General features: G+C 26.8%; 22 protein-coding genes. 8 read left to right on the top strand and 14 right to left on the bottom strand.

Translation table 11 applies throughout. From position 1 onward, the window contains the following. Window positions 1–2 precede the first annotated feature (2 nt). From NJU99_RS06165 to aspA, 4 genes are all read right to left on the bottom strand, one after another. Complete coding sequence (locus NJU99_RS06165) at window positions 3–1,541, bottom strand: ATP-binding response regulator (protein WP_254577850.1); 1,539 nt, start codon at window positions 1,539–1,541, stop codon at window positions 3–5. Then, window positions 1,534–5,727 carry a response regulator gene (locus tag NJU99_RS06160; RefSeq protein WP_254577849.1) on the bottom strand — a complete coding sequence of 1,398 codons (4,194 nt, stop codon included), beginning with the start codon at window positions 5,725–5,727 and terminating at the stop codon, window positions 1,534–1,536. The genes NJU99_RS06165 and NJU99_RS06160 overlap by 8 nt, the downstream gene beginning before the upstream one ends. A 146-nt stretch (window positions 5,728–5,873) precedes the next feature. Beyond that, window positions 5,874–6,584, bottom strand: coding sequence for a YebC/PmpR family DNA-binding transcriptional regulator (locus NJU99_RS06155; RefSeq protein ID WP_254577848.1), 711 nt, complete (start codon window positions 6,582–6,584; stop codon window positions 5,874–5,876). Window positions 6,585–6,649: 65 nt separating this feature from the next. Further along, window positions 6,650–8,068, bottom strand: a complete 1,419-nt coding sequence (gene aspA, locus NJU99_RS06150) for an aspartate ammonia-lyase (RefSeq protein WP_254577847.1) — start codon at window positions 8,066–8,068, stop codon at window positions 6,650–6,652. 93 nt (window positions 8,069–8,161) lie between these two features. Here aspA and pgp3 point away from each other — a divergent pair, with 93 nt between their 5' ends. The 8 genes from pgp3 to NJU99_RS06110 all read left to right on the top strand — a co-directional run bounded on the left by pgp3 (window position 8,162) and on the right by NJU99_RS06110 (window position 17,117). Continuing rightward, window positions 8,162–9,034: a peptidoglycan metallopeptidase Pgp3 gene (pgp3, locus tag NJU99_RS06145; protein WP_254577846.1), complete on the top strand. Its 873-nt coding sequence runs from the start codon at window positions 8,162–8,164 to the stop codon at window positions 9,032–9,034. Between the two features lie 139 nt (window positions 9,035–9,173). Next, the gene (locus tag NJU99_RS06140) at window positions 9,174–9,920 is read left to right on the top strand and encodes an MlaA family lipoprotein (RefSeq protein ID WP_429726353.1); all 747 of its coding nucleotides are present in this window, start codon (window positions 9,174–9,176) and stop codon (window positions 9,918–9,920) included. Window positions 9,921–9,925: 5 nt separating this feature from the next. Continuing rightward, the gene (locus NJU99_RS06135) at window positions 9,926–10,513 is read left to right on the top strand and encodes a Tgt2/MlaC family protein (protein ID WP_254577844.1); all 588 of its coding nucleotides are present in this window, start codon (window positions 9,926–9,928) and stop codon (window positions 10,511–10,513) included. Then, window positions 10,514–13,012: an efflux RND transporter permease subunit gene (locus NJU99_RS06130; RefSeq protein ID WP_254577843.1), complete on the top strand. Its 2,499-nt coding sequence runs from the start codon at window positions 10,514–10,516 to the stop codon at window positions 13,010–13,012. A gap of 70 nt (window positions 13,013–13,082) precedes the next feature. Beyond that, window positions 13,083–14,711 (top strand): ATP-binding protein, encoded by a 1,629-nt coding sequence (locus tag NJU99_RS06125; protein ID WP_254577842.1) that lies wholly within the window; start codon window positions 13,083–13,085, stop codon window positions 14,709–14,711. Between the two features lie 304 nt (window positions 14,712–15,015). Continuing rightward, a complete protein-coding gene (locus NJU99_RS06120; protein WP_254577841.1) occupies window positions 15,016–15,432 on the top strand; it encodes a ModE family transcriptional regulator in 417 nt (138 codons plus the stop codon). A 3-nt stretch (window positions 15,433–15,435) separates the two neighbouring features. Next, window positions 15,436–16,074: an HAD family hydrolase gene (locus NJU99_RS06115; RefSeq protein ID WP_254577840.1), complete on the top strand. Its 639-nt coding sequence runs from the start codon at window positions 15,436–15,438 to the stop codon at window positions 16,072–16,074. 65 nt (window positions 16,075–16,139) lie between these two features. Then, complete coding sequence (locus NJU99_RS06110; protein ID WP_254577839.1) at window positions 16,140–17,117, top strand: hypothetical protein; 978 nt, start codon at window positions 16,140–16,142, stop codon at window positions 17,115–17,117. Window positions 17,118–17,119: 2 nt separating this feature from the next. Here NJU99_RS06110 and NJU99_RS06105 read toward each other — a convergent pair whose 3' ends face one another. From NJU99_RS06105 to NJU99_RS06060, 10 genes are all read right to left on the bottom strand, one after another. Next, a complete protein-coding gene (locus NJU99_RS06105) occupies window positions 17,120–18,235 on the bottom strand; it encodes a pyridoxal phosphate-dependent aminotransferase (RefSeq protein WP_254577838.1) in 1,116 nt (371 codons plus the stop codon). A gap of 16 nt (window positions 18,236–18,251) precedes the next feature. Then, the gene (locus tag NJU99_RS06100; protein WP_254577837.1) at window positions 18,252–18,827 is read right to left on the bottom strand and encodes a TlpA family protein disulfide reductase; all 576 of its coding nucleotides are present in this window, start codon (window positions 18,825–18,827) and stop codon (window positions 18,252–18,254) included. A 106-nt stretch (window positions 18,828–18,933) separates the two neighbouring features. Further along, window positions 18,934–19,224, bottom strand: a complete 291-nt coding sequence (locus NJU99_RS06095; RefSeq protein ID WP_254577836.1) for a hypothetical protein — start codon at window positions 19,222–19,224, stop codon at window positions 18,934–18,936. A gap of 1 nt (window position 19,225) precedes the next feature. Beyond that, window positions 19,226–20,404, bottom strand: coding sequence for a hypothetical protein (locus NJU99_RS06090; protein ID WP_254577835.1), 1,179 nt, complete (start codon window positions 20,402–20,404; stop codon window positions 19,226–19,228). A gap of 127 nt (window positions 20,405–20,531) precedes the next feature. After that, complete coding sequence (locus NJU99_RS06085) at window positions 20,532–21,392, bottom strand: PhnD/SsuA/transferrin family substrate-binding protein (protein ID WP_254577834.1); 861 nt, start codon at window positions 21,390–21,392, stop codon at window positions 20,532–20,534. 3 nt (window positions 21,393–21,395) lie between these two features. Next, the gene (locus tag NJU99_RS06080) at window positions 21,396–22,040 is read right to left on the bottom strand and encodes a DsbA family protein (RefSeq protein WP_254577833.1); all 645 of its coding nucleotides are present in this window, start codon (window positions 22,038–22,040) and stop codon (window positions 21,396–21,398) included. After that, the gene (locus NJU99_RS06075) at window positions 22,030–22,452 is read right to left on the bottom strand and encodes a disulfide oxidoreductase (RefSeq protein WP_254577832.1); all 423 of its coding nucleotides are present in this window, start codon (window positions 22,450–22,452) and stop codon (window positions 22,030–22,032) included. The genes NJU99_RS06080 and NJU99_RS06075 overlap by 11 nt, the downstream gene beginning before the upstream one ends. A 92-nt stretch (window positions 22,453–22,544) precedes the next feature. Then, on the bottom strand, window positions 22,545–22,829 hold the full coding sequence (locus tag NJU99_RS06070) for a hypothetical protein (protein WP_254577831.1): 285 nt from the start codon (window positions 22,827–22,829) through the stop codon (window positions 22,545–22,547). A 62-nt stretch (window positions 22,830–22,891) separates the two neighbouring features. Further along, window positions 22,892–23,824 carry a methyltransferase domain-containing protein gene (locus NJU99_RS06065; RefSeq protein ID WP_254577830.1) on the bottom strand — a complete coding sequence of 311 codons (933 nt, stop codon included), beginning with the start codon at window positions 23,822–23,824 and terminating at the stop codon, window positions 22,892–22,894. A gap of 2 nt (window positions 23,825–23,826) precedes the next feature. After that, complete coding sequence (locus NJU99_RS06060) at window positions 23,827–24,309, bottom strand: DUF2721 domain-containing protein (protein WP_254577829.1); 483 nt, start codon at window positions 24,307–24,309, stop codon at window positions 23,827–23,829. Window positions 24,310–24,444 lie beyond the last annotated feature (135 nt).

Here is a 24,444-nt window from a genome sequence, read left to right as displayed (position 1 = left end):
TTCTAAATACTTAAAACAATTTCAAAACAAGCACCGTCACTAATATTGCTTACATTAATTTCTCCACTTAATCTATCTTCAACAATTTTTTTACTTATAAAAAGACCTAAACCTCTTCCCTCTTTTTTAGATTTAGTTGTAAAGTACTTATCAAAAATACAATCAATGTTTTCAGGATTAACCCCTCCTGCATTATCTTGAACTCTTATAGTTATACTGTTTTCATTATGTGTGGAATCTATTATAATTTTTCTATTACCTTTTACATTAACTAATTTATCTAAAGCATTTAAAATAATATTCATTAAAACTTGCATTAAATCATTTTCATAATTTATAAGTAAAACATTTTCCACGTTATTCTCTACTATAATAGAATAATCAGCAAGTTTAGGACTTAATAAATTTAGCGTTCTAGATATTAATACTTCAATATTAAACTCATATTTTTTAGAATCATTTATCAAAAAGTTTCCAAAATCATCAACTGTATCAGATAAATACTTTACTGCATTTTCTATTGTGTTTAAACCATTCAATAGTTTTTCATCATCTAGTTGATTATAGTCTTTTTGTATTTTAATTCCTGTAGTTGTTACATTAATTGAAGATAGTGGTTGTTTCCATTGATGAGTAACATTTTCAAACATCTCACCTAAAAGTGCAAGTTTTGATTGATTTATAATCAAATCTTCTTTTACTCTTATATCTTCAATTAACTTGTCACTATAACCTTTCAATTTTAAATGTGTGTTTATTCTAGCTTTTAAAACTATTGGCTCTATTGGTTTAACAACATAATCAACTGCACCCAATTCAAAACCTTTTACAATATCTTTTTCATGTTCTAATATTGTTACAAAGATAATTGGTATGTGTTTATACTTATCATCTAGATTTATAAGCTCACAGAACTCATATCCATTCATCTTAGGCATGACTACATCTAATAATATTAAATCAGGAGATAAACCATTACTAAGTATCTCTAAGGCTTTTGCCCCACTTGTAGCTACAGTTACTATGTATTCATTTTTTAAAACCTGTATCATAACTTGAATGTTTTCAGGAGTATCATCTACAACCAAAATAGAGGGCTTGATTATTTTCGTATTAGTATCTTTTAATTTTCTAATAGATATTGAGTCTTTTTTATCATTTAAACTATTTAAATTAATATATGTCTTAACTTTATGTAATACTATATTTCTAGATAAAGGCTTTGTTATAAAATCAATCGCACCAACATTAATAGCTTCTTCTTGTTGTTCAGTACTATTTAAAGAAGTAACAAAAACTATTGGAATATGGGCTGTTTGTTTGTTTTGTTTTAATCTTCTACAAACTTCATAACCATCCATATCAGGCATAACAACATCAAGTAAAATTATATCTGGTTGTGGGTCCATATTTGTTAGAGATATTGCTTTTTCTCCATTTGTTGCAGCTATTAATGTATAATCATCTTTTAAAATATTCATTAATAGATGAATATTTGAGGATACATCATCTACTATTAAAACTCTAGGTTTACTATTCATTATTTAGTTCCTTTAAAAATGATTCAATTAACACATCTACTTTATCTAAATCAAATTCATTTAATGCTTTTTGTAGTTTTGAAGAATAGTCTAAGTAATCTTCTGTTAGATAAGATTTTAAAGTATTCATATTTTCTTCACACTTTACAATATCACTGTTTAAATTGTTTTTTATATTATATAGTAAATCTATCACAATATTAATATCAAACTGTTTACTCTTAATAATATTTTCTTGTGTGATTTTATTGATCTCTTTTATTACATCATCTAAACTATTTTTTGTTGCTTTAAAAATCTCAACAGTAGGAAGTTTACCTTTTTGTAAATAACTATTGATTTCAAGCAAATTATGAAACAACTCTTTTGCCGCTAAATTACCAGATATCCCTTTTAATTCATGTATTTTCTTATCTAATGTTAAAATATCTTTATTCTCAAAAAGCTTTTCAAGTTCAACAAATATTTCAGCATAGTGTTCTTTAAATTGCTCTAGAATTTTTATATATGCAGTCTCATTATTAGACATTCTACTCATTGCTTCATCTATATTTAAAACTTTTTTATCTAGTTTTGATATTATTTCAAACTCTATTATCTCTTTAGTACTATCTGTACTTTGAATACTAGCATTAGGTATTTTAACATCCACTTCTTTTATATATTTTTTGAGCGTTGTATATAATTCATCTGGATTTATTGGTTTTGTTATGTGTTCATTCATTCCAGCACTTAAACTCTTTTCTTTATCTCCGACAAGTGCATTTGCACTTAATGCAATAATTGGAATATTTTTAAAATACTCATTATCTAAAGTTCTTATTCTTCTCGTTGCTTCTAAGCCATCAAGTTTTGGCATTTGAATATCCATAAGAACTAATTTATATTTTTTTGAATTTACTTTCTCAATTGCTTCCAAGCCGTTATTTGCCAAATCAACAATTAAATTAAATGACTCTAAAATTGAAATAGCAAACTCTTGATTTAATTTATTATCTTCAACTAATAAAACATCACAAGATTCTAGTACTTGATTTGAATATTTTAAATTTTTAGTATTATCATAGATAATTCTATTTTCATTCATTATATTTATAATTGAATCATATAAAGTAGATGGAGAAACAGGTTTTGTTAAATAACCTTTTATTCCAGCATCTTCAACATTCTCGTTTATAAGCTCCTGTGAATATGCTGTCACCAACAAGGTTTTAGGAGTTTTTTCTTTTAGTATATTTTTATACTCAGTATATGTTTTTATACCATTTAATCCAGGCATTTTGTAATCTAAAAATACCATATCATAATCATACTTTTGTACTATATTAATTGCATCTAATCCATTAAAAACTACATCAACACTATATTTAAATGACTCTAACATCTCTTTTAGAACTTCACATGCTGTAAAGTTATCATCCACAATCAATACACTTAAATTAGACATATGTGTAGGTAATGAATAATTTTTAGAAGAGTCCTGGTTCATTAGCTTTACTTTTATAGTAAAACAAATAGTTGTACCAACACCTTCCATACTCTCTTCGACCCAGATTTCACCACCAAGTAAATTTGTTAGCTTTTTAGAAATTGCTAAACCTAGACCAGTTCCTGCAAAGCTTCTTGTTGCAGAACTATCAACCTGAGAAAACTCTTGGAATAGTTTCTTTTGATTCTCTTTTGAAACGCCAATTCCTGTATCTTTAACACTGAACTTTAAAATTGCTTCATTACTATTTTGGCTTACTAACTTTGTTGAAACTAAAACTTCACCTTTTGTAGTAAATTTTATTGCATTTGACAATAGATTGTTTAAGATCTGAGATATTCTTAGAGGATCACTTATTATATGGATAGGAAACTCTTTATCATAATAAGTTAAAAGTTCTAATTCATTCTCTTCAGCTTTTACACTCATTACACTCATAATATCATTAATCAAAATATGAATATTTATCTCTTCATTTTTAATTTCCAGCTTGTCTGCTTCAATTTTAGAAAAATCTAAGATATCATTAATAACACCCAATAAAGAATTAGCTGCACCATGAGCTTTTTTTATGTAATTTTCTTGAGTTGTATTAAGTTGCGTTTTTTCAAGTAAATATAACATCCCTAAAACAGCATTCATTGGAGTTCTAATTTCATGACTCATTTTTGCTAAAAAATCTGATTTTGCTTTATTTGCACTATCTGCTTCTTTTTGTGCTACAACTAACTCTTCTTGTACTTTTACTTTTTCTGTTATGTCTTCTTTAATTGATGCAAAATATTTTATTTTCCCATCATTATCAAAAATAGGTGCAATTACAGCACTTTCCCAAAAAACATTACCATTTTTTTTCTTATTAGAAAACTCACCACTCCAAGTTTTTCCAGAAAGAATAGTTGACCATAAATTATCATAAAAACTTACATCTTGGTAGCCAGACTTTAATATACTTGGTTTCGAGCCAATAAAATCATTATGAGAGAAACCTGTTTTCTTTATACAAAAAGGATTTACATACTCTATAACTCCACTTTTGTCTGTAAGTATGATTGAAACTTTACTTTGTTCAATTACTTGCATAAATTTATTTAACTTTTCTTGGGCTATAATTCTTTCACTTATTTCTTGCTTTAATTTTCTATTCCAATATAAAATAAAACCTAAAATAAAAATAGATACACCTAAAATTTTATAAATCAAACTATAATCAACTATCTCTTGTGTTTTTACAGTTAGCCAATTATCTTTAATCTCTTCAATTTTTACCTTATCTACTTCACTAATTAGCCTATTAAAAATATCTACAAGTTGTGGTTCATCATTTCTAATGGCAACTCTTAAAAAATAATCAATATCAGCCTTTGCAGCAATCTTAAGATTTGTCATTCCACTTTTTGCTATTGCATAACTTACAGCAGCAGTTGTATTTACAAAACCATATAATTCGCCACTACTAACTTTATATAAACCTTCTGATACATCATCTATTTCAATCAAATTAATATTTGGATATTTTTTAAGAAGTAGCTCTACTACAGCTGAGTCTTTAACTACACCAATTTTTTTATGAATAATTTCATTAAAGTCAACAATAAATGGTTCTTTTTCTCTTGTTACAATAACTTGTGGAAATCTTAAATAAGGTTTTGAAAAATCTAAATATTTCTTTCTTTCAGGTGTTAATGCAGCTGCACTTATTATGTCACATTTTCTTTCTTTGGCAAAATTTAAACTTTCACTCCATGTTTGAGTTGAAATAAGAGTAATTGGATGTTTTAATTTTTCCTCAAAAAGAGTAAAAATATCAGCAACTAAACCCATATGCTTACCATTATCTATATTTTCAAAGGGTAACCAACTTGGATCAACACACATGCTAATCTCTTCTTTTTTATCTAAAAAATTAATTTGTTCTTTTGAAAGCATACTATTTGAAGTTTCTTCCTCGACCTTATTTATATCAAGCTCTTTAGTCCATTTAAGTTCGATAAAATCAAATTCTTCTTTACTTATTAACTTAAAGCCATTATCTATTTTCTTTAATAATTCTAAGTTACCTTCTTTTACTGCACCTAAATATTGTTTTGAATAAGCATAAGTATATTCATTGTATTGAAACTTCGATTCATCAATATTATTTCTTTTTATATAATAATATAAAGTTGCCAATGAAGATAAAACAACTTTTTGGTTATCACTAAAAAAAGATTCATTTGCTAAGTTTGCATTTGGGAATTCTTTTATATAAAGATTACTATGATTTTTTTTCATAAATGAAACAGGATAACCATTATCAACAGCGACTACATAGGGTTTAAATTTGTTTATATCTTCTATCTTTTCTAATTTATCACTGTAAAAGAAATATTTTTTATTATTAAACAAAACAGTCTTCGAATATTCTAAAAACTTATCTCTTTGTTTTGTATAATATAATCCTGCATGAATATCAGCTTCTCCATCTTTTACCATTTTAAGAGTATCTTCCCATGAAGCCTCTACAAATTCAACTTTTGTATTTGTTTTTTTAGCCCAAAGCTTCCATATATCAATAAGCATTCCATTTGCTTGGTTATTTTTATCAGTAAACTTTAAAGGAGGTGTATTAGAGTTATAAACAATTTTTATAATATCTGATGATATTGCATATGTAAAAGTTATTGATATGAAGATAAGTATTTTTAAAAGGTTCACTTTATGATTCCAGACTAAATTTATTAGTCTTCATTATAATGTAAATAATAATTAAATTAGTTTAAAAAAAGTAAAAATTTTACACTTTATATTTATAAATAAGTTTATTAAAAGTACAAAATAGAGGGAAACCTCTATTTTATAGGCTATGCCATGTTTGTATATACAGCTTGAACATCATCATCATCTTCAAGTTTTTCTAATAACTTTCCGATTTCTTCTTGCTGTTCTTCTGAAAATTCTTGAGGATTATTTGAGATTCTCTCTAATTTAGCTTTTGTAAGTTCAATTCCCATATCTTCAAAGGCTTTATTTAAAGTACCAAAATCTTTATAATCAGCAGTAACTAATACAATACCATCTTCTTCTTCAATCTCTTCAAGACCAGCATCGATTAGTTCTAACTCTAACTCTTCTAAATCCGTATCATCAGCTTTATTAAATTCAAAAATAGCTTTTCTATCAAACATAAACTCTAATGAACCAGTTGGTGCCATTGAACCACCATTTTTATTAAAGTGCATTTTTACATTTGCAACTGTTCTTGTGTTGTTATCTGTTGCTGTTTCAACAAAAATTAAAACACCATGAGGTCCCTTACCTTCAAAGTTTACATCTGTATAGTTTGCAGAATCTTTTCCAGTTGCTCTTTTGATAGCTGCTTCAATATTTGTTTTTGGCATATTTTCAGCTTTTGCATTTAAAATAGCAGTTCTTAATGCTGAGTTCATCTCAGGATCAGCTCCACCTGCTTTTGCAGCTATCTCAATAGTTTTTGCTAGTTTAGGGAAAACTCTAGACATTGCTCCCCATCTTTTCATTTTTGCGGCTTTTCTATACTCAAAGGCTCTACCCATAAAAAATACTCCAATTATGTTTTTTGTGGGGATTATAACAAGTTTGTAATAAAGATGCCATTATATTAAAGTTTACATTCACCTGAAAATGAGGGATGAGTCATATTCTCTGGTTTCAAATACTCATCTAACTGCTCTTTAGATAATAATTTTTTTTCTAAAACTATATCATATACACTTCTATTTGTATTTAATGCCTCTTTTGCAACTGCTGTTGCATTGTGATAACCTATATAAGGATTAAGTGCTGTTACTAAACCAATAGAATTTAATACTTGATTTTTACATACATCTTCATTTGCCGTAATTCCATCAACACATTTAAATGCCAATGTCTCAAAGGCATTACACATCATATTTACAGATTGAAAAAGATTATAAGCTATTATTGGCTCAAATACATTTAGTTGTAACTGCCCTCCTTCACTTGCAAGTGAAATAGTCGTATCATAACCTATTACTTGAAAGGCTACTTGATTTACAACTTCTGGAATTACTGGATTTACTTTTCCAGGCATTATAGAACTTCCTGGTTGCATTTTTGGTAGATTTATTTCATTTATTCCCGTTCTAGGGCCACTACTTAAAAGTCTTAAGTCATTACAAATTTTAGATATTTTTGTAGCAATTGATTTTAAAACCCCTGATACATGAACAAAAGTTGAAGTATCTTGTGTTGCTTTTACTAAGTCACAAGCTGTAACAAAAGGTCTATTTGTAACTTCTTCAAGTTTCTCTTTTACTAAAGCTGCATACTTAGAATCTGTATTTATTCCTGTACCAATCGCAGTACCACCCAAATTCATTTGAGCAACTAAACCTTTTACCATCTCAATTACTTTTATATCATCATCAATCATTAAAGCAAAAGAGTTAAACTCTTGCCCTAAAGTCATAGGAACTGCATCTTGAAGTTGTGTTCTTCCCATTTTTATAATCTTTTCAAACTCTTTTGCTTTAGTTGAAAATGATTCTTTTAAAACTTCCATCTTATTTTGAAGCTTACAAAGGTATTCATAAAGAGCTAATCGTACAGCTGTTGGATATACATCGTTTGTAGATTGAGACATATTTACATGATTATTTGGATGAATAAACTCATACTCACCTTTTTTCTTTCCTATTAACTCTAATGCAATATTTGCTATTACTTCATTTGCATTCATATTTGTAGAAGTTCCTGCACCTCCTTGTATCACATCAACTATAAACTGTTTATGATATTTTTTTGCAAAAAGCTCATCACAAGCACTACAAATAGCATTACAAATTTCATCATCCAGTAATCCAAGTTTATTATTGGCTAGAGCAGAAGCTTTTTTAACCTGAGCTAGGGCAATAATAAGTTTGGGAAAGTTTGACAAAGGAACACCTGATATTGAAAAGTTCTCTTTTGCTCTTAATGTTTGAATTCCATAATAATATTTATTTGAAATCTCTTTTTCACCTAATAAATCACACTCTATTCTGTACTTTTTTTTCATAAATAACCTCAGCAATATTTTTATTATCATTAATTCTACTGTGTTTTTATATTAGTTTGTTTAAACTTTAAAGAGATTTTGTTACAATTTCGTATGATGATTAAAAAACTTATACTACTTACTTTATTATTCAATTTTACATACGCTCAAGAGTTAAAGCTTTTCTTTGAAGAAAACACTATAAAAAATGCACAAACAGCACTTTTAAGGCTTCAAGCAAAGGATATTTCCAATGCAAAATTAACGCTACTAGATAAAGAAACACTAAATTTAAATTTTAAAAAAAATAGTTTCAAAAAAAATGAATACTATGCTTTAATACCTATTTCTTATTATAAAAAGCCAAAAAAGTATAAAGTTATTATTTCATATTTTAAAAATGACAAAAAATATTTCAAATCAATAAAACTAAATGTAATAGATGGGAAATATAAAAGTGAAACTATTACTGTTTCAAAGTCAAAGTTTAAACCAAATAAACAAAGAATAAAAAGAACAAAACAAGAGTATAAAGATGCTATGAGTGTTTACAGAAGTATAAGTGAAAAGATTTTGTGGAACGAGGACTTTATCTATCCTATGAACTCAAAAATCACAAGTGCCTTTGGAACAAAAAGAGTTTATAATAATCAACTAAAATCTTATCATAGTGGTACAGATTTTAGAGCAAAAGTAGGTACACCTATAATTGCTTCAAACTCAGGAATTGTAAGAATTGCACAAAATAGATTTTATGCAGGAAACTCAATAGTAATTGATCATGGACATGGGGTTTATTCTTGTTATTATCACTTAAGTAAAATGAATTTTAAAGTTGGTGATTTTGTAAAAAAAGGTGAAACAATAGGACTTAGTGGAGCAACAGGAAGAATCACAGGACCACACTTACACTATGCTTTTAGAATAAATGGTATTCAAGTAGACCCACTTCAAGCAATAAAAATTTTAAATAAATTAAATAACTAAAAAACTCTTTCAACATATATTTCACATTTTTTTTATATAATATTTAATAAAATTATGAGGAACTAATTTGAAAAATCTTATTTTTGTACTTTTTATTGCTTTTTCTTTTAATGCCTGTGCAAGTAAAGATAATAGCAATATAGAAAAAACTGCGCCCCAAGAAAAATCTACAACTTTATCAAAAAACGATGATAGTTTTAATGATGAGTTCAGTGATGAATTTGCAGATGAGTTTAGTGAAGACTCAAAAGCTGAAGTTTTTGATCCATTAAGTGGCTACAACAGAGTTATGACAACTTTTAATGATTATGCATTTATATATGTTATGAATCCTATTGCCAAAGGTTATGCTTATGTTTTACCTCAAGATGTAAGAGTTGGAGTATCAAACTTTTTTGATAACTTATTATTTCCAATTAGGTTTACAAACAATGTTTTACAACTTAAATTTGAAAATGCAGGTGTTGAGGTAGGAAGATTTGTAGTAAATACAATTTGGGGATTAGGCGGATTTATGGATCCAGCTACTTCTGAGCTTAACTGGAAACAATATGATGAAGACTTTGGACAAACACTTGGGCACTATGGTGTAGGAAATGGCTTTCATATAGTTTTACCACTACTTGGACCTTCAAACCTAAGAGATGTATTTAGTATGATTCCAGATGGATATGTAAGTCCTATATCTGTAACAGGTTCAAGTGATATAGGATATAAAATACCAAATAATAGTATCGAAGCTATGGCTATTACAGGAGTAAACACTGTAAATAGTGTTTCTTTAAAACTAGGTCAATATGAAAATATCAAAAAAGATGCTTTAGATTTATATCCATTTTTAAGGGATATTTATGAGCAAAGAAGAAATCAACAAATAAAGGAATAAATTAAATGAAAAATATATTAAAAGTTTTACTTCTATTAACATTTTTAATCACTGGTGCAAATGCGCTTCAAAAAGATGAAATTATAAATGTAATGACAGCTAAAGTTGATAATGCCTTAGAGGTTTTAAAACAAAAAGATTTAGAAACAAAAGATAAGGCAAATAAAATCTTTGCTTTAATAGATGAAATTTTTGATTATGAACTTATGGGAAAAATCTCACTTGGTAAAAAAACTTGGTTAAGTATAAATGACACTCAAAGAGAAGAGTTTATAAAAGCCTTTGAGACTAAACTTAAAAACTCTTATGTTGATAAATTAGAGCTTTATACAGACCAAAAAGTGAAAATCATAGAACTTTCTCCGTATAAGAAAACAAGACTTCAGTTAAAAACAGAAGTTGTAGGAAAAGATGAAGTTTATAAAATTAATTACAATTTCTATAACAATAAAAAGAAAAGTCAATGGCTTATCTATGATGTAGATTTACTAGGAGTTAGTATTGTTCAAACTTATAGAAAACAATTTGCTGGACTTTTAAAAGAAAAAAGTTTTGATGAATTACTTGTGATTTTAAAAGATACAAAAAAATAGATGATTAAAAAATTCTATGACAATATAATTTTCAAGTTTCCAACAGCTGTAATAATTGCCTTATTACTTTCTGTAGGAGCTTTGGGATACTACGCTACAAAACTTGAAATAGATGCTTCTGCTGAAACTTTGCTTTTAGATGACGATAAAGATTTAAAATTCGTAAGAGAAGTTAGTAAAAGATACCATAATCCAAACTTTTTACTTGTAACATTTACTCCCAATAATGATTTATTATCACAAGAAAGTATTGATACTATCAAAAAAATAAGTAATGACTTTTTAGAAGTTGACTCAATTACAAAAGTTACTTCAATAATAAATGCTCCTTTACTTCAATCACCTATAAAACCTATAGCAAGCTTAGTTGATGGAGTAAATACAATTGAAGATGGGAACTATGATAAAGACTTAGTAAAAAAAGAGTTCTTAAACTCTGAGCTTTATAGTAATAGTTTAGTTAGCAAAGATTTTAAAACAACAGCTTTAGTTTTAAGTTTAAAAGATGATGAAAAGTATAGAGCATTACTTGAAAAAAGAAACTCTTTACTTAAGCTTGAAAGAGAAGGTAGTATAACTTCTAAAGAAAAAAAAGAGCTTGATGAAATAATAATTGAATTCAAAAAACATAGGGATTTTGTAAGAGAAGAAGATAGCCAAAACATTCAAGCTATTAGAAATATTATAAAAAGATATGAAAATACTGGAACTATTTTCTTAGGTGGAGTAAATATGATAGCTAATGATATTGTTGGCTATGTAAAAAGTGACCTTTTGATTTATGGTTCAACTCTAATTTTCTTACTTATTACTATTCTTTGGATTATTTTTAAAAACTTAAGATGGGTAGTTTTACCTATTACTATTTGTTTACTTTCTGTAGTATCAACAGCTGGTGTTTTAGGTTTATTTGCTTTAGAAGTTACTGTTATATCATCAAACTTTATATCTTTACAATTAATAATTACATTATCAATAGTACTTCACTTAATCGTAAGATATAGAGAGCTTAACAATCGATACAAACATGCAAGTCAATACAAACTTGTAATCAATACTGTATTATCAAAATTAAACCCATCATTCTTTGCTATACTTACAACAATAACAGGTTTTGCTTCACTTGTTTTATCAAAAATTGAGCCTGTTAAAAACTTAGGTTTAATGATGAGTGCAGGTATTGCAATCTCTCTTATTATTGCTTTTATAGTTTTTCCTATTATTTTAATTTTCTTAAAAAGAAAAGAAGAAAAAAATGCAAAGAAAAAACAAGACAGTTTCTCACTTATCCCAACTTGTACAAAATTAGTTGAGAAAAGAGGAAATACTATTATAATAGCAAGTATACTTCTAGTAATATTTTCATTAAGTGGTGCTTCAAAACTTATTGTTGAAAATAGTTTTATTAACTACTTTAAAAAAGATACTGAAATTTATAAAGGAATGAAAGTAATTGATGAGCAACTAGGAGGAACAACTCCCTTAGATGTAATCATCAAATTTAAAGAAGATAAAAAAGAAGTAGCAGTGGCTATTAAAGAAGATACTAGTGATGAATTTAGTGCTTTTGATGACTTTGAAAGTGAATTCCAAGAGAGTGCAAATGATGAACAATACTGGTTTACAGCAGATAAACTTGAAGTTATTAAAAAAGTTCATTCATATTTAGAATCACTTGATGAAGTTGGTAAGGTTCAATCTTTAGAGACTTTACTTAGACTTGGGAAACTTTTAAATGAAGGGGAGCCTTTAGATGGTGTAACGCTAGCCCTACTTTATAATGAACTACCAAATAAATATAAAGATATTATTTTAAATCCATATATTAATATTGAAAATAATGAAGCAAGAGTTACAGTAAGAATTATGGATTCAAACCCAGAGCTTAGAAGAAATGAACTTATAAAGAAAATCAATCATGATTTAGAAGAACTAATTGCTAGTGAACACACTTCATTTAGATTATCAAATCTAATGATTTTATATAATAATATGCTTCAATCTTTATTTGATTCTCAAATCAATACTTTAGGATTTGTAGTAGTTATTCTATTTATAATGTTTTTAATTCTATTTAGATCAATAAAAATAGCAACAGTTGCAATACTCGCAAATATTATTCCTATTTCTGCAATTTTTGGAATTATGGGTTGGTTAAACATTCCTTTAGATATTATGACTATTACAATTGCAGCTATTTCTATAGGTATTGGAGTTGACGATACAATTCACTATATTCATAGATTTAAAGAAGAGTTCAAACATGATCATAATTATTTAAATAGTATGAAAAGAGCTCATGAAACTATAGGTTATGCTATGTATTACACATCTTTAGTTGTAATAGTTGGTTTTTCTATTTTAGTTTTATCAAATCTAATTCCAACAATTTATTTTGGTCTATTAACAGTAGTAGTAATGGCAACTATTTTAGCATCTGCTTTACTTTTACTTCCAAAACTTATTATCCTATTTAAACCATTTAAAAAAGTAGCATAACAGCTACTTTTTTTAACTTTTTCCAATATTTATATCTCTTATATAACTAAAATATGTTATATTTATAGTTATGAATACATTAAAAACATATCTATACCAAGAAAAAACTTTTGATCTGTTAGAAAATCTAGTATACTTTAAAGACCTAGAGGGTAAATATATACTATGTAATGACTCTTTTTGTAAATATACAAACTATACAAAAGAAGAAGTCATAGGGAAAACAGATTATGAACTTTTTAATGAAGAAGATGCAAAAGCATTTACTACAAACGACCAAAGCGTTATAAATCAAAAAGAAGAAAAAAGTTTTTGCGAAGTATTAACTTTAAACGATGATAGTAAAATCTACTTTGAATCTAAAAAGGATGTGATTTTAGATGAACAAAATAATGCTGTAGCAATTATTGGTATTTCAAAAGATATTACAAAAGAAAAAGAGTATGAAACTCTACATACTACAACACAAAAAATTCTTGAATATACTCTAAAAGACAATAAACTAAAAGAAACTTTACTTTTCATAATCAATGAAGCTGAAAAAATAAATAATAATATGATATGTTCTATTCTTCTTTTAGATGAAAAAAAACAAATGTTCAATAAAAGCTTTACTAAAAGTCTTCCAGATTACTATAATGATGCTGTTAAAACCTTAGTAATTGGAGAGGGTGTTGGTTCTTGTGGAACTGCTGCTTTTACAAAACAAAGAGTTATAGTTGAAGACATAAATACACACCCTTTTTGGGCTGACTTTGTAAGCCTTACAAAACCAATTGGCCTAAACGCTTGTTGGTCTCAACCTTTCTTTTCAAAGAACAATGAAGTTTTAGGAACTTTTGCCATTTATTATAAAAAACCCAAGCAACCAACAAGTTTTGAGCTTGAGTTAATTGACTCTTTTTCTTATTTAGTATCCCTTGCAGTAAATAGATATTTAAGACAAGAAGAGATAAAAAAACAAGAAAATCTTATAACTCACCAAGCAAAGTTAGTATCATTAAGTAATGTGCTTGAAAATATAGCACATCACTGGAGACAGCCATTATCTTTAATCTCTACTATTACAAGTGCTATGAAAATAGATTATGATATTTATATGGAAGATAAAAAACTATATGATCAAGCCTTAGATAAAGTTGTAAAAACAACTCAAAATCTATCAAAAACAATAGATGAGTTTAGAGAATATTTTCTTAAAAATACACAAAAAAAAGAGCTCAAAATAAAAGAAACTTTTGAGAAAATTAACGAAGTTTTAAATAAGAAATTTGCGAGCTCAAATATAATAGTAAAACAAAACCTTGAAGATGTTTCTTTATATACATATGAAACAGAACTAATTCACATCCTAATAAATATTATAAACAATTCAATTGATGCCTTTGAAAACAAAAATATTTCAAATCCGCTTATTATTATTGATGTTAAACAAGAAGCTAACAAGAACTGCATTGTAAGAATCAAGGATAATGCTCTTGGGATTGATGAGAATTTATTAGATAAAATTTTTGAACCATATTTTACAACAAAAGATGACAAATCATCGGGAGTTGGTCTTAGTTTATTTATAGTTCATGATTTAATCAAAAGACACTTAAAAGGTACTATAGAAGTTACTAATACAGAGTTCAACTACCAAGACAAACCTTACAAAGGATTAGAGGTTAAATTGATTTTACCTATTCAAATAAATTAAGATATTTTTTATCTTATTTACTCATGGTTAACTATTTATTTAAAATATATTAATCTTCATAATCTATAATTATAATATCAATTAAGCAAAAGACTTAATTTTGATACACAAGTTTTTCAACTTGACTCTCCTACAAATAATATACAAGTCAATAACAGAACGCTACCCCCTAGGCGTTCTGTTTTTTTTATGCTTAGATTTAATTTATAAAACTGTATAATATTTGAATTAAAAATAACAACAAAATTAATATTTTTTAACTATAATTACAATTTTAATAAATATAAGGATTTTTAATAATATAATGATAAAACTTGATTCTACACAAAAACAGTTAGTTTTAAACAATCTAAATGAAAACGGTGAATTATCGTGTATAAGAGCTTTTAAAGCTGCAAAACTTATGGGTATAAAACCTAAAAATATGGCCCAAATTGCAAAAGACATGAATATTAAAATTACAAATTGTGAACTAGGTGTATTTGGTAAACTAAAATTCTCACAAATGAATGATGATATTTATAATACATTAGCTAAAAACTCTGCAAACAACAAAAAAGTTCAGTGTGAGATTGCTTGGAAATTAGCACAAGAGAAAGGTTCAACTCTAAAAAAAGTTGGCTCATCTATTAAAAATTCTGATATTAAAGTAACTCATTGTCAATTAGGTGTTTTTTATGATGAAGAGTTTGACAAATTTGATAAGGTGAGAAAAAAGTAGTATATGAAAAAATATATACTATTTGATAACGATGGAGTATTAGTAGAAACAGAAAAGTGGTACTATGAAGCTAATAGAATAGCTTTAAAAGAACTGGGAATTACTTTAGGACTTGATGTATACCTAGAAATCATGGCAAGAGGTGGTACAGCTTGGGAATTAGCTTTTGAAAAAGGCTTTTCAAAAAAAATAGTTGATAATAAAAGATTTCAAAGAGACGATTATTATCAAGATTTCTTGAAAACTAAAAATATTGAAATTCCAAATGTTAAAAAAACTTTAGAAAAACTATCAAAAAAATATAAAATGGGAATAGTTACAACTTCGAGAAGAGTTGACTTTGATCTTATTCATAAAAATAGAGGTATTATTGATTACATGGAATTTAGTCTTTGCGTTGAAGAGTATAAAAGAGCTAAACCCTACCCTGACCCATACCTAGCAGGTCTTAAAAAATTTAAGGCAAAAAAAGAAGAAGCTATAGTGGTAGAAGATTCACAAAGAGGTCTAAACTCTGCTGTTAATGCTAATATTCAATGTGCTATAGTACACAATGACTTTACAGTAAAACATGATTTTTCAAAGGCTGATTTCTTTATAAACAAACTAGATGAACTTGAAAGCTTACTAGAAACTATATAAAACTCTTAAGCTTCCTTTTTATAAAGCTATCATAAAATTTTTATATAAAGAAAAAAGGCTTTATTATGAAAATAGAATCATCAGAGATTACAATAAATACTGTTTCAAACTCACTTACAAGTAGCTCAGTAAGCTCTGCTTCTTGGATGAATGAACTCAAAAGTGCAAGAGAAACAAAGGCTGTAAAAACTACAGTAGTTGCAGATTTAAATGGTATATATCTAGCCTCAAATGATGAATCAAAACTCTCAAATGAAGATAAAATCAAAAAACAAATATTAGAAGAGATTACTTCTAAAGTAAATAATGATAAACAAACTAGCTTTTTTCCTAATAACAAAGATAAATTTAAAAATGATGAAGTAAATTGGGGCTTTAGACTACATACAAAAACACAATATCAACTTGAAAATAGTATTGAGTTTAATACAAAAGCTGTAATAAAAACTTCAAATAAAGAGTTTGAAATAGACCTATCAATATTTTTTTCAAAAAGCTTTTATGAAGTTCATGAGGAAAAACTAAATCTAGGAAATGAAAAATTTATAGACCCACTTATTATAAACTATAAGGATACTTTAAATAGTTTTGATAATATAAACCCTACTTTAAAATTTGCTTTTGATTTAAATAATGATGGAAAAGTTGAAAGAATACCTCTTCTAAGAGATGGAGCAGGTTTTTTAGCAATAGATAAAAATAGTAATCAAGCAATAGATAGTGCAAATGAACTATTTGGAACTAAAAGTGGTGATGGTTTTAAAGATTTAAAAGCTTATGATAAAGACAGTAATAACTGGATTGATGAAAATGATTCAATTTTCAAAGATTTGGTGATTTGGGAAAAAAATGATAAAGGAGATGATAGACTAATCTCTTTAACTCAAGCAGGAGTTGGAGCTATTTATTTAGGTGATTCTAAAACATCTTTTGATTATCATCAATCTATTGAAAATAGATTTGCCCATCTTAAACAATCTAGTTTTTTTATAAAAGAGAATGGTAAGACAGGACTTATAAATGGAGTAGATTTTATAATTTAAAACTATCTAGTTTTTAAGTACTCTTTTAATCTTTGAACTCCCTCTTTCATATGTTCTATATCTCTTGTGTATGCAAATCTTAAGTATTGATTTGTTTTATTTGCTCCAAAATCAATACCAGGAGTTGTAGCAATATGAATAGAGTCAAGAAGCTCTTTTGCAAAAGCAAAACTATCATCTGTATATTTTGATACATTTGCCCAAAGATAAAAAGCTCCGTCAGGCTTAGCATCTATTTCAAAAATATCACTTAATTCATTATATAAATAATCTCTTCTTTCTTTAAAGATAGACTTTACTTCTTGTAGATACTCTTCATCAAAAGCCTCAAGTGCTGCATATTGCGATAAAGTAGGTGCTGAAATAAATATATTTTGAGCAATAATTTCAGCTTGTCTAGAAAGCTCTTTTGGAACTATAATCCATCCAAGTCTTAATCCTGGCATACAATAGTATTTTGAAAAACCATTTATTACAAAAGCTTTATCGCTAAACTCTAAAGCTGTGTTTGCATCTTTTTCATATGTTAAACCATGATATAACTCATCAGAAATAAAAGCTATATTATTGTGTTCACAATACTCTATAAGCTCTTTTAAATTCTTCTTTTTATAAATATTTCCTGTTGGATTACAAGGAGAAGATATTTGAAGGGCATCCAATTTTTTATTCTTTAGATGCTCAACTGTTAACTCATAATCACTTGATTTGTCTATAGGCATAAAACAAGGCTTTATATCTAACATACTTGCAAAGTTTTTATAACAAGGATATGAAGGATCTGATAATCCCAGTACATGGTTATGCTTCAATGTTAAGGTATAAGCAACCAAAAAAGCTCCTGATGTTCCAGGAGTTAAAATAACTTGTTCCTTATCTATATTCACATTATAATTTCTTTTATACATTGAAACTATTTCTTGTCTTAGTTCTACAAGACCTTTTGATTCAGTATAAGAAAACTCATCATTTTCCACAGCTTCTAAAAGCTTTTTCTTAACCTTTGCACTAGGTTTTAAATCTGGCTGCCCTATTTCAAAATGTATTGTATCTTCAAATGCAGCAGCATCCCTTACTATGTCCATCACAATAAATGAACTCATATTTTCATATCTCAATTAAAAACTCTCCAATTTAGTTGTTTATAGCCTTATCTATATATCTTTCAAATAAAGATTTGTCAGTTTCACCAACAAACTTTTTAATATAATTTCCATCTTTATCATATAGGTAGTATTCAGGAACTTTTGTAACCTCTCCTAACTCTTTAGCAAATTTTGCATTTACATCACCAATTGCAATAGGATATTTTATATTATGTTCTTTTTTAAAAGCTTGCATCTCTTCTATAGTTTTATTATCTTGGAATAAAACAGAAATAATCTCAAACTTTCCATCATACTTTTCTTTTAACTTGTTCATATCAGGAAGCCCTTTAATACAAGGAGGACACCATGTAGCAAAAATATCTACTAACACAACCTTTCCTTTATAATCCTTGAAATCAATCCCTGTAAGTGTTGTTCTTGCTTCTATTGTTTTGCCATCAACTGTTGTTAATTTAAATTCTTTAGAATCGAAATTCTCACCTACTTTTTTATCTTTTGTTGGCTTTGCTACCATACTCTCATCGATTGAGCTTTTTGTATCACATCCTGTGAAAAGTAATAACGAAGTTATTGCTCCTGCAATTAAAAAGTTTTTTTTCATATTAGTCCTAGAAATTTGATTTTTAAAATTATAATTAAGAATGATTAATAAATCATAAATGCTAAAATAAAAGTGGAATTATATCAGTTTGTTAATAATACAAAGATTATTTAAGTAAATCTTGTATTATCTTTTTTGCTTCATGTTCATCAAAAAATAGATTCATTGAAAGCTCAGTATTAACTTGTTTTATAAACTTCATTTTCTCTATTTTTAATTTTGATTCATCATCTTTATAATTAGTTTTGATTTGCTCTAACTTTTGTTTATACTCTTCAATTATTTCATCTTTCTTTACAGCACTTGGTTTCACTGCTATTTTTTGAGAAAATTGCTTGTAAATTAAATAAGTAGCAAAAATAATTAAAAGTATTAAAACTAAAGTTAGAGCATCCATACTATTTAGACCTTGCTATATCTTTTGCTTCTTTAGCTAAAGCTTCAGCTCTTCTAGCAGTTTGCAGTGCCTCTAAAATTGTTTTATTGTTCTCTTCTTGTGTTTCAAGTTTTTCAATTCTTTCTAAAACAGATCTATAGCTTACATGTCCAATTGTTTCTAAGACTCGTGGAGCTTTTATTATATGCTTCATAAGTTTTAAATCTTTCCAGTTATCAGTGATTTTTTTATCAATAAAACTTGCATAATCTACATTAGTTTTTGTCTCATTTGCAACAAAAGCTAGATCTAAATCAATATCATCTTTTTTTGCAAATAAGTTATGATATAAATCTTCTAGGTAAGTTTTATTTTCTAAAGTAGAAATATAGTTATAAACATCTTCTTTATTTTCTTCTAAAAGATATGATAAAACTATTTCTGATACTTTATGTTCACCTGATGTTAAAACTAATTCTAAGTTATTAGTACAGTTCTCATAAACTTGCTTTGATTCATCTTTAGTTAAAGCTTTTGTAAACTTTACTAAATCTAAATTATATGCATAACTATAAGAGTTTATCTCTTTTATTACTGAATTTAAAATTTCATCAGGATTTGGTGTAGTATTTGCATACTTAACTATACTATTTACAAATTCAAGATCATTTTCATTGAAAGCAGCATTTTTACTATAAGTATTAATATCTTCTATAAGATTTACTTCAAGTAGTTTTTTTGCTGTTTGATCATAATAAGAAGTTAATTCATTCATAGCATATTTCTTTGAGTTTTTAGCTATTAACTCATATTTTGAAGCTATTTGTGTATACTTATCAATCTTTTCTTTGATATTTAACTCTTCTAAAAGCTCTAACTCTTTTTCTAAAATCTCATTTTTTTGAGCATTTAAAGTTTGAGCAACTTTAAGACCTCTTTTAGGCAACTCAGCTGCTAGCTTATCAAGCTTTTCATTATACTCATTTATATCTTTTGAGTTTTGAATTTGTGAGGCTAACTTAACAGCTGAAGAGATTTTAATAGATCTTCTAATAAAAAATAGAACAACTAATAAAATCACTAGTAAAACTAAACCTGTACTATAAACTCCATTTGGTGTTTGTGCATAAACTTGTGCTAAATCAAAATTCGTTTGCTTTGCAATAGTAAAAAACTCTTTTAGGTTTTCTAAAAATGACATCCCCTGCTTCCTTTAATATTTAACTTTATTACTTTTATTAGTATACACTCTTTTTCTTAATCTTTTTACTATATAATCTATACTTAAAAGGTATAAGTTATTAACTGATACAAAAATAAACTTCTATTTATTCATAAAAATACTTTTCATACTTTTTGTAAAATTCATGGGCTTGCTTATATGTTGTTTTATCAATTGATTCTACTGTTTGATAACGAACCAGACTTAAAATCTTTTTAATTCTATCTTTATTTTTTTCATTATTGATATACTCTTTATGAGTTTTGATTATAGATTGATTATAGTTTTTATTAAAAAGTCCAACTACAGAAGGAAAGATCTTTTCAGACTTATCAAATATTTCTACTCTTTGCACTATTTTAGGATTTAAACTTTTTGCAATTTCCCAAACATGAGAAGGAACAACAGCTAAATCTAATTTGTTAAAATATACATCTAAGATTTTTTTGTGTTGATTAAAATTTGCATAATCTTTTATATGAAAACTTATATTCTTATTATTTGTTTCCTCATAATATCTTTTTATAAACCAGAGTTTTGATAGATTATGATTAGTATAAAAACTTACATTTTTATCATTTAAGTGTTTATAGGATTCTATTTTTGAAGTTTTATTTACTAAACTTAAATATTGAGTATGATTATCTGCAGAGTCTTTTAAAATAATCAAATCTTTTGTATTTTCATTAAAAAATTTAAAATATTTTATATATAAACTTGGAGTCAAATAAAAAAGATTAAGTTTATTTAATAAGTAATCTTCTTTTAAAATTTTCTCATCATAATAAGTTGTAACACTTACTTCTAAGTTTTCTAAGCCTTTTATATCACTTAGAAACTTCTCCATAAGTCTTTTTACTGTTTTTTCATTTGCTACTTTTTTATCAAGACCATAAAGACCGATATTTATACTATCAGCCTTTATAAATAATGAGGTAATAAATATAAAGAATAATACTTTAATCATTTTTTATTTAAAAAGTTTTGATTCTACTAAGTCAAATAAATCTTGATATGATAACCTTTGAAGTTTTTCACCATTTACAAATAGTGTTGGAGTTCCTCTAACACCCAATTTTGTCGCATCTTCTCTATCAATTTTTACGATTTTATCTACATTTGTATTTTCAAAATCTGCTTTTAATTTTTCCACATCTAAAGAAGGAACACTTTTTAATTCTTCCCATAAAAGTTCTGGTTTTTCATTATTATGTTGCGCCCAAATTCTTTGTGTTTCATAAATCTTATCAAGTACTGCTTGATACATGTTTTGATTTTTTGAAGCCTCTAAAACTCTAATTGCAAATTTTGAATTAGTATGATTATCTAAATATCTTACAACCAGTTGAATATCCTCATAGTAAGTTCGATAAAGTTCTTTTACTACTTTATGATATAAAGCACATGATTCACATTCAGGATCAATAAATTCTACTACATACACGCCTTTTTTATTATCCCCAAATTTTGTAGAATGATCTCTAATAAAAGGAGCATCTGTATGAGATAGTTTTTCAATACTACTTGTTGTTTTTTGTTGATAAAAAAACACCATTGCTATAAAAGCTGCTACTATTACGAAAATTGATATAAATACTACTGATTTATTTTTCATTTTTTAATTCCTTTTTATACATTAAAAGTAAGATAAATATTATAGAATAAGCACTAAGTGATAAAAATGGAATAGTTATAAAACCTAACCAATTAATATACTCAGTTGAGCAAGGTACACCTTGAACACAAGGAACTACACTTTCAGGAATAATCCCAAACATTAGTAAATTGTGATAAATAGCAAACAATAAACCAACTACCACTATTGGCATAGCATATTTGAAGACTTTATTATCAGGATAAAGTGTGTTTACTAAAAATATTAAAACAAGAGGATACATAAAAATTCTTTGATACCAACACATACTACACGGTACAAATTGCATAACTTCTGAGAAAAAAAGGCTTCCCATTGTTGCGATGCAGGCTGTGATAAAAGAGAGTAAAATTAAAAAGTTTGACTTAGTCAAATTAGCTCCTAGATATAATTTTTCGAAAATTATATCTAAGATTAGTTAACAATAAATTTATTATAATTGTTATAAGTAGAATTTATAAAGTTTTAAGCTCCGCCACCTACATTGGCATTTAGTTCACCATGAAGTTCACTTCTAGGAATAGAATCACACATAGCAACTGACTCATTTAAAGCTTTAAAAAACTCTTCAATATTTTCATAAGGAATTTCAACTTCTGCTGTTTTTTCTTTACCGTGAGAATAAATTGCAATACTAACAACAGGACTACTATACTCACCGTATGGTTTTTCAACGTGCTCAATTTTTACAGTATCATCAGAACTGTGAGCTAATTTAAATGTTTTTATTTCAATGTGTTTACTAGGCATAATACACTCCTTGGTTAAATTTCATAAATTGTAACATAAAAGCGTAGCAATAAACAAACATTTTATTTCTTTATTGATGTTGCAGTTAAGAAAAGATAATTCTTTCCAGTAAGTGTAACTCTATATTTTTTTTGTTGTAAATATTTTTTACAGAAATATACATCTTTATATAACACTGATTGTTCGGAAAATGAATAATTTGCAGCTTTTGCACCATAAATCATCTGTGTGTCGTGCCATCTACAATTTGGAAAGCCTAAAATTATAGCCCCATTTTCTTCAAGATGATTTTGGAAAATATCCATAAATAACTCTTTAAAATTAAGTGTTGTACTTTGCAATGTTCCAATAGAAATAATCAAATCAGCTTTTTTTAGATTTAAACTTTTTAAATCATTTATATCATGGGCATAAAATTTAAAATTTTCTTGGGGAAATCTTTGTTTTGAGTAGTTTATTGCTGTTTTTGAAAAATCAATCCCAAAAAACTGTTTTTGTGATAGTTCATCTTTTGATAAAAGTTTACTTATCAAAGCAAACTCATCTGCTTTATTTATACCTAAATTTAATATGTTTTTTTTCTCTTGTATTTTTGCATTTAAAAGTGCTTGTTTATAATAGTATAAAAATGCTGGTTCTTCATTTTTATTTATTCTAAAAAAAATAGAGTCTTCCCCATACTTTTCACTTATATCATTAATTTTTGTATTATGAAAAGACTCTTTTTTATTTATCTTTACAAAAGTTAATACTACTGTGTATTTAGATTTAATACTTGGTGTTAAAAGTTTACAATACAAAAGCTCACTTAAATCACTCCAAGCTTTATATGAATGATAAATATACTCTTCATCAAGTTTTATTATCTCGCCTGCATATAAATCAACTCCATAATCAGGGTTTAAAACTTCTATTTGTGCCTCACTGCTTTTTTTTAAAATATCTTGTAAATACTCTAAGATTTCAAACATAGCATTTCTTGTGAATTTTTTCATAATTACTTTTCTTCTTTCTTTAGCTGTGTTTGAATTTCTTCTTGTACTTCTTTTATATCAAGATCAGCATCTTTAGTTTTCTTATGCTCCTTTGAATATTTTTTAATACCTTCAAGTTCTATTTCGATTGCACCTGTTGAAATAGATATTTCAAAAATAGCAGTAATTAAAGAAGCACACATCAAAATTAAACTAACTCCAAAAATAATATTCCCAAATGTCTTAAACTCTAAAAAAAGTAAAAACATTGAAAAGGTACAAAGAAGAAGAGATAAAACGCCAAGTATTTGCATTAATTTGATTAAGTCAACTCTTTTTTTTAAATTCTTTATTTGTTTTGATGCTTTTGGTACTTTCCCATCTCTTGCATTTGCACTAAGTCCTCTGATAAGCTGAGCTGTTGTTAAAAACCTACTTGTATAAGCTAATAACAATAATGAAATAGCTGGAAATAATAGTGCTGGTGTAGTTAAAGCAATATCCATATAATACCCTTGATTAAGATTTTTGAAATTATAACTTATTTATCTGTAAAGTATATGATATTTTTTATCACAAGTGTTACTATTTTACTTATTCTTTTAAATTAATATTTTTTTTTAATGTTTTTTTAATGTTTA

Origin of the sequence: Arcobacter roscoffensis, from assembly GCF_024267655.1 — a bacterium.
In the GTDB taxonomy this organism is placed as follows: Bacteria; Campylobacterota; Campylobacteria; order Campylobacterales; family Arcobacteraceae; genus Arcobacter_B; species Arcobacter_B roscoffensis.
This window is presented reverse-complemented; position numbering and strand designations above follow the sequence as displayed.

Bases quoted from the DNA above. Each gene is read 5' to 3' on its own strand.
- NJU99_RS06165 (WP_254577850.1), bottom strand. From the start codon at position 1,541: ATGAATAGTAAACCTAGAGTTTTAATAGTAGATGATGTATCCTCAAAT.
- NJU99_RS06155 (WP_254577848.1), bottom strand. From the start codon at position 6,584: ATGGGTAGAGCCTTTGAGTATAGAAAAGCCGCAAAAATGAAAAGATGG.
- aspA (WP_254577847.1), bottom strand. From the start codon at position 8,068: ATGAAAAAAAAGTACAGAATAGAGTGTGATTTATTAGGTGAAAAAGAG.
- pgp3 (WP_254577846.1), top strand. From the start codon at position 8,162: ATGATGATTAAAAAACTTATACTACTTACTTTATTATTCAATTTTACA.
- NJU99_RS06135 (WP_254577844.1), top strand. From the start codon at position 9,926: ATGAAAAATATATTAAAAGTTTTACTTCTATTAACATTTTTAATCACT.
- NJU99_RS06130 (WP_254577843.1), top strand. From the start codon at position 10,514: ATGATTAAAAAATTCTATGACAATATAATTTTCAAGTTTCCAACAGCT.
- NJU99_RS06125 (WP_254577842.1), top strand. From the start codon at position 13,083: ATGAATACATTAAAAACATATCTATACCAAGAAAAAACTTTTGATCTG.
- NJU99_RS06120 (WP_254577841.1), top strand. From the start codon at position 15,016: ATGATAAAACTTGATTCTACACAAAAACAGTTAGTTTTAAACAATCTA.
- NJU99_RS06115 (WP_254577840.1), top strand. From the start codon at position 15,436: ATGAAAAAATATATACTATTTGATAACGATGGAGTATTAGTAGAAACA.
- NJU99_RS06110 (WP_254577839.1), top strand. From the start codon at position 16,140: ATGAAAATAGAATCATCAGAGATTACAATAAATACTGTTTCAAACTCA.
- NJU99_RS06100 (WP_254577837.1), bottom strand. From the start codon at position 18,827: ATGAAAAAAAACTTTTTAATTGCAGGAGCAATAACTTCGTTATTACTT.
- NJU99_RS06095 (WP_254577836.1), bottom strand. From the start codon at position 19,224: ATGGATGCTCTAACTTTAGTTTTAATACTTTTAATTATTTTTGCTACT.
- NJU99_RS06090 (WP_254577835.1), bottom strand. From the start codon at position 20,404: ATGTCATTTTTAGAAAACCTAAAAGAGTTTTTTACTATTGCAAAGCAA.
- NJU99_RS06085 (WP_254577834.1), bottom strand. From the start codon at position 21,392: ATGATTAAAGTATTATTCTTTATATTTATTACCTCATTATTTATAAAG.
- NJU99_RS06080 (WP_254577833.1), bottom strand. From the start codon at position 22,040: ATGAAAAATAAATCAGTAGTATTTATATCAATTTTCGTAATAGTAGCA.
- NJU99_RS06070 (WP_254577831.1), bottom strand. From the start codon at position 22,829: ATGCCTAGTAAACACATTGAAATAAAAACATTTAAATTAGCTCACAGT.
- NJU99_RS06065 (WP_254577830.1), bottom strand. From the start codon at position 23,824: ATGAAAAAATTCACAAGAAATGCTATGTTTGAAATCTTAGAGTATTTA.
- NJU99_RS06060 (WP_254577829.1), bottom strand. From the start codon at position 24,309: ATGGATATTGCTTTAACTACACCAGCACTATTATTTCCAGCTATTTCA.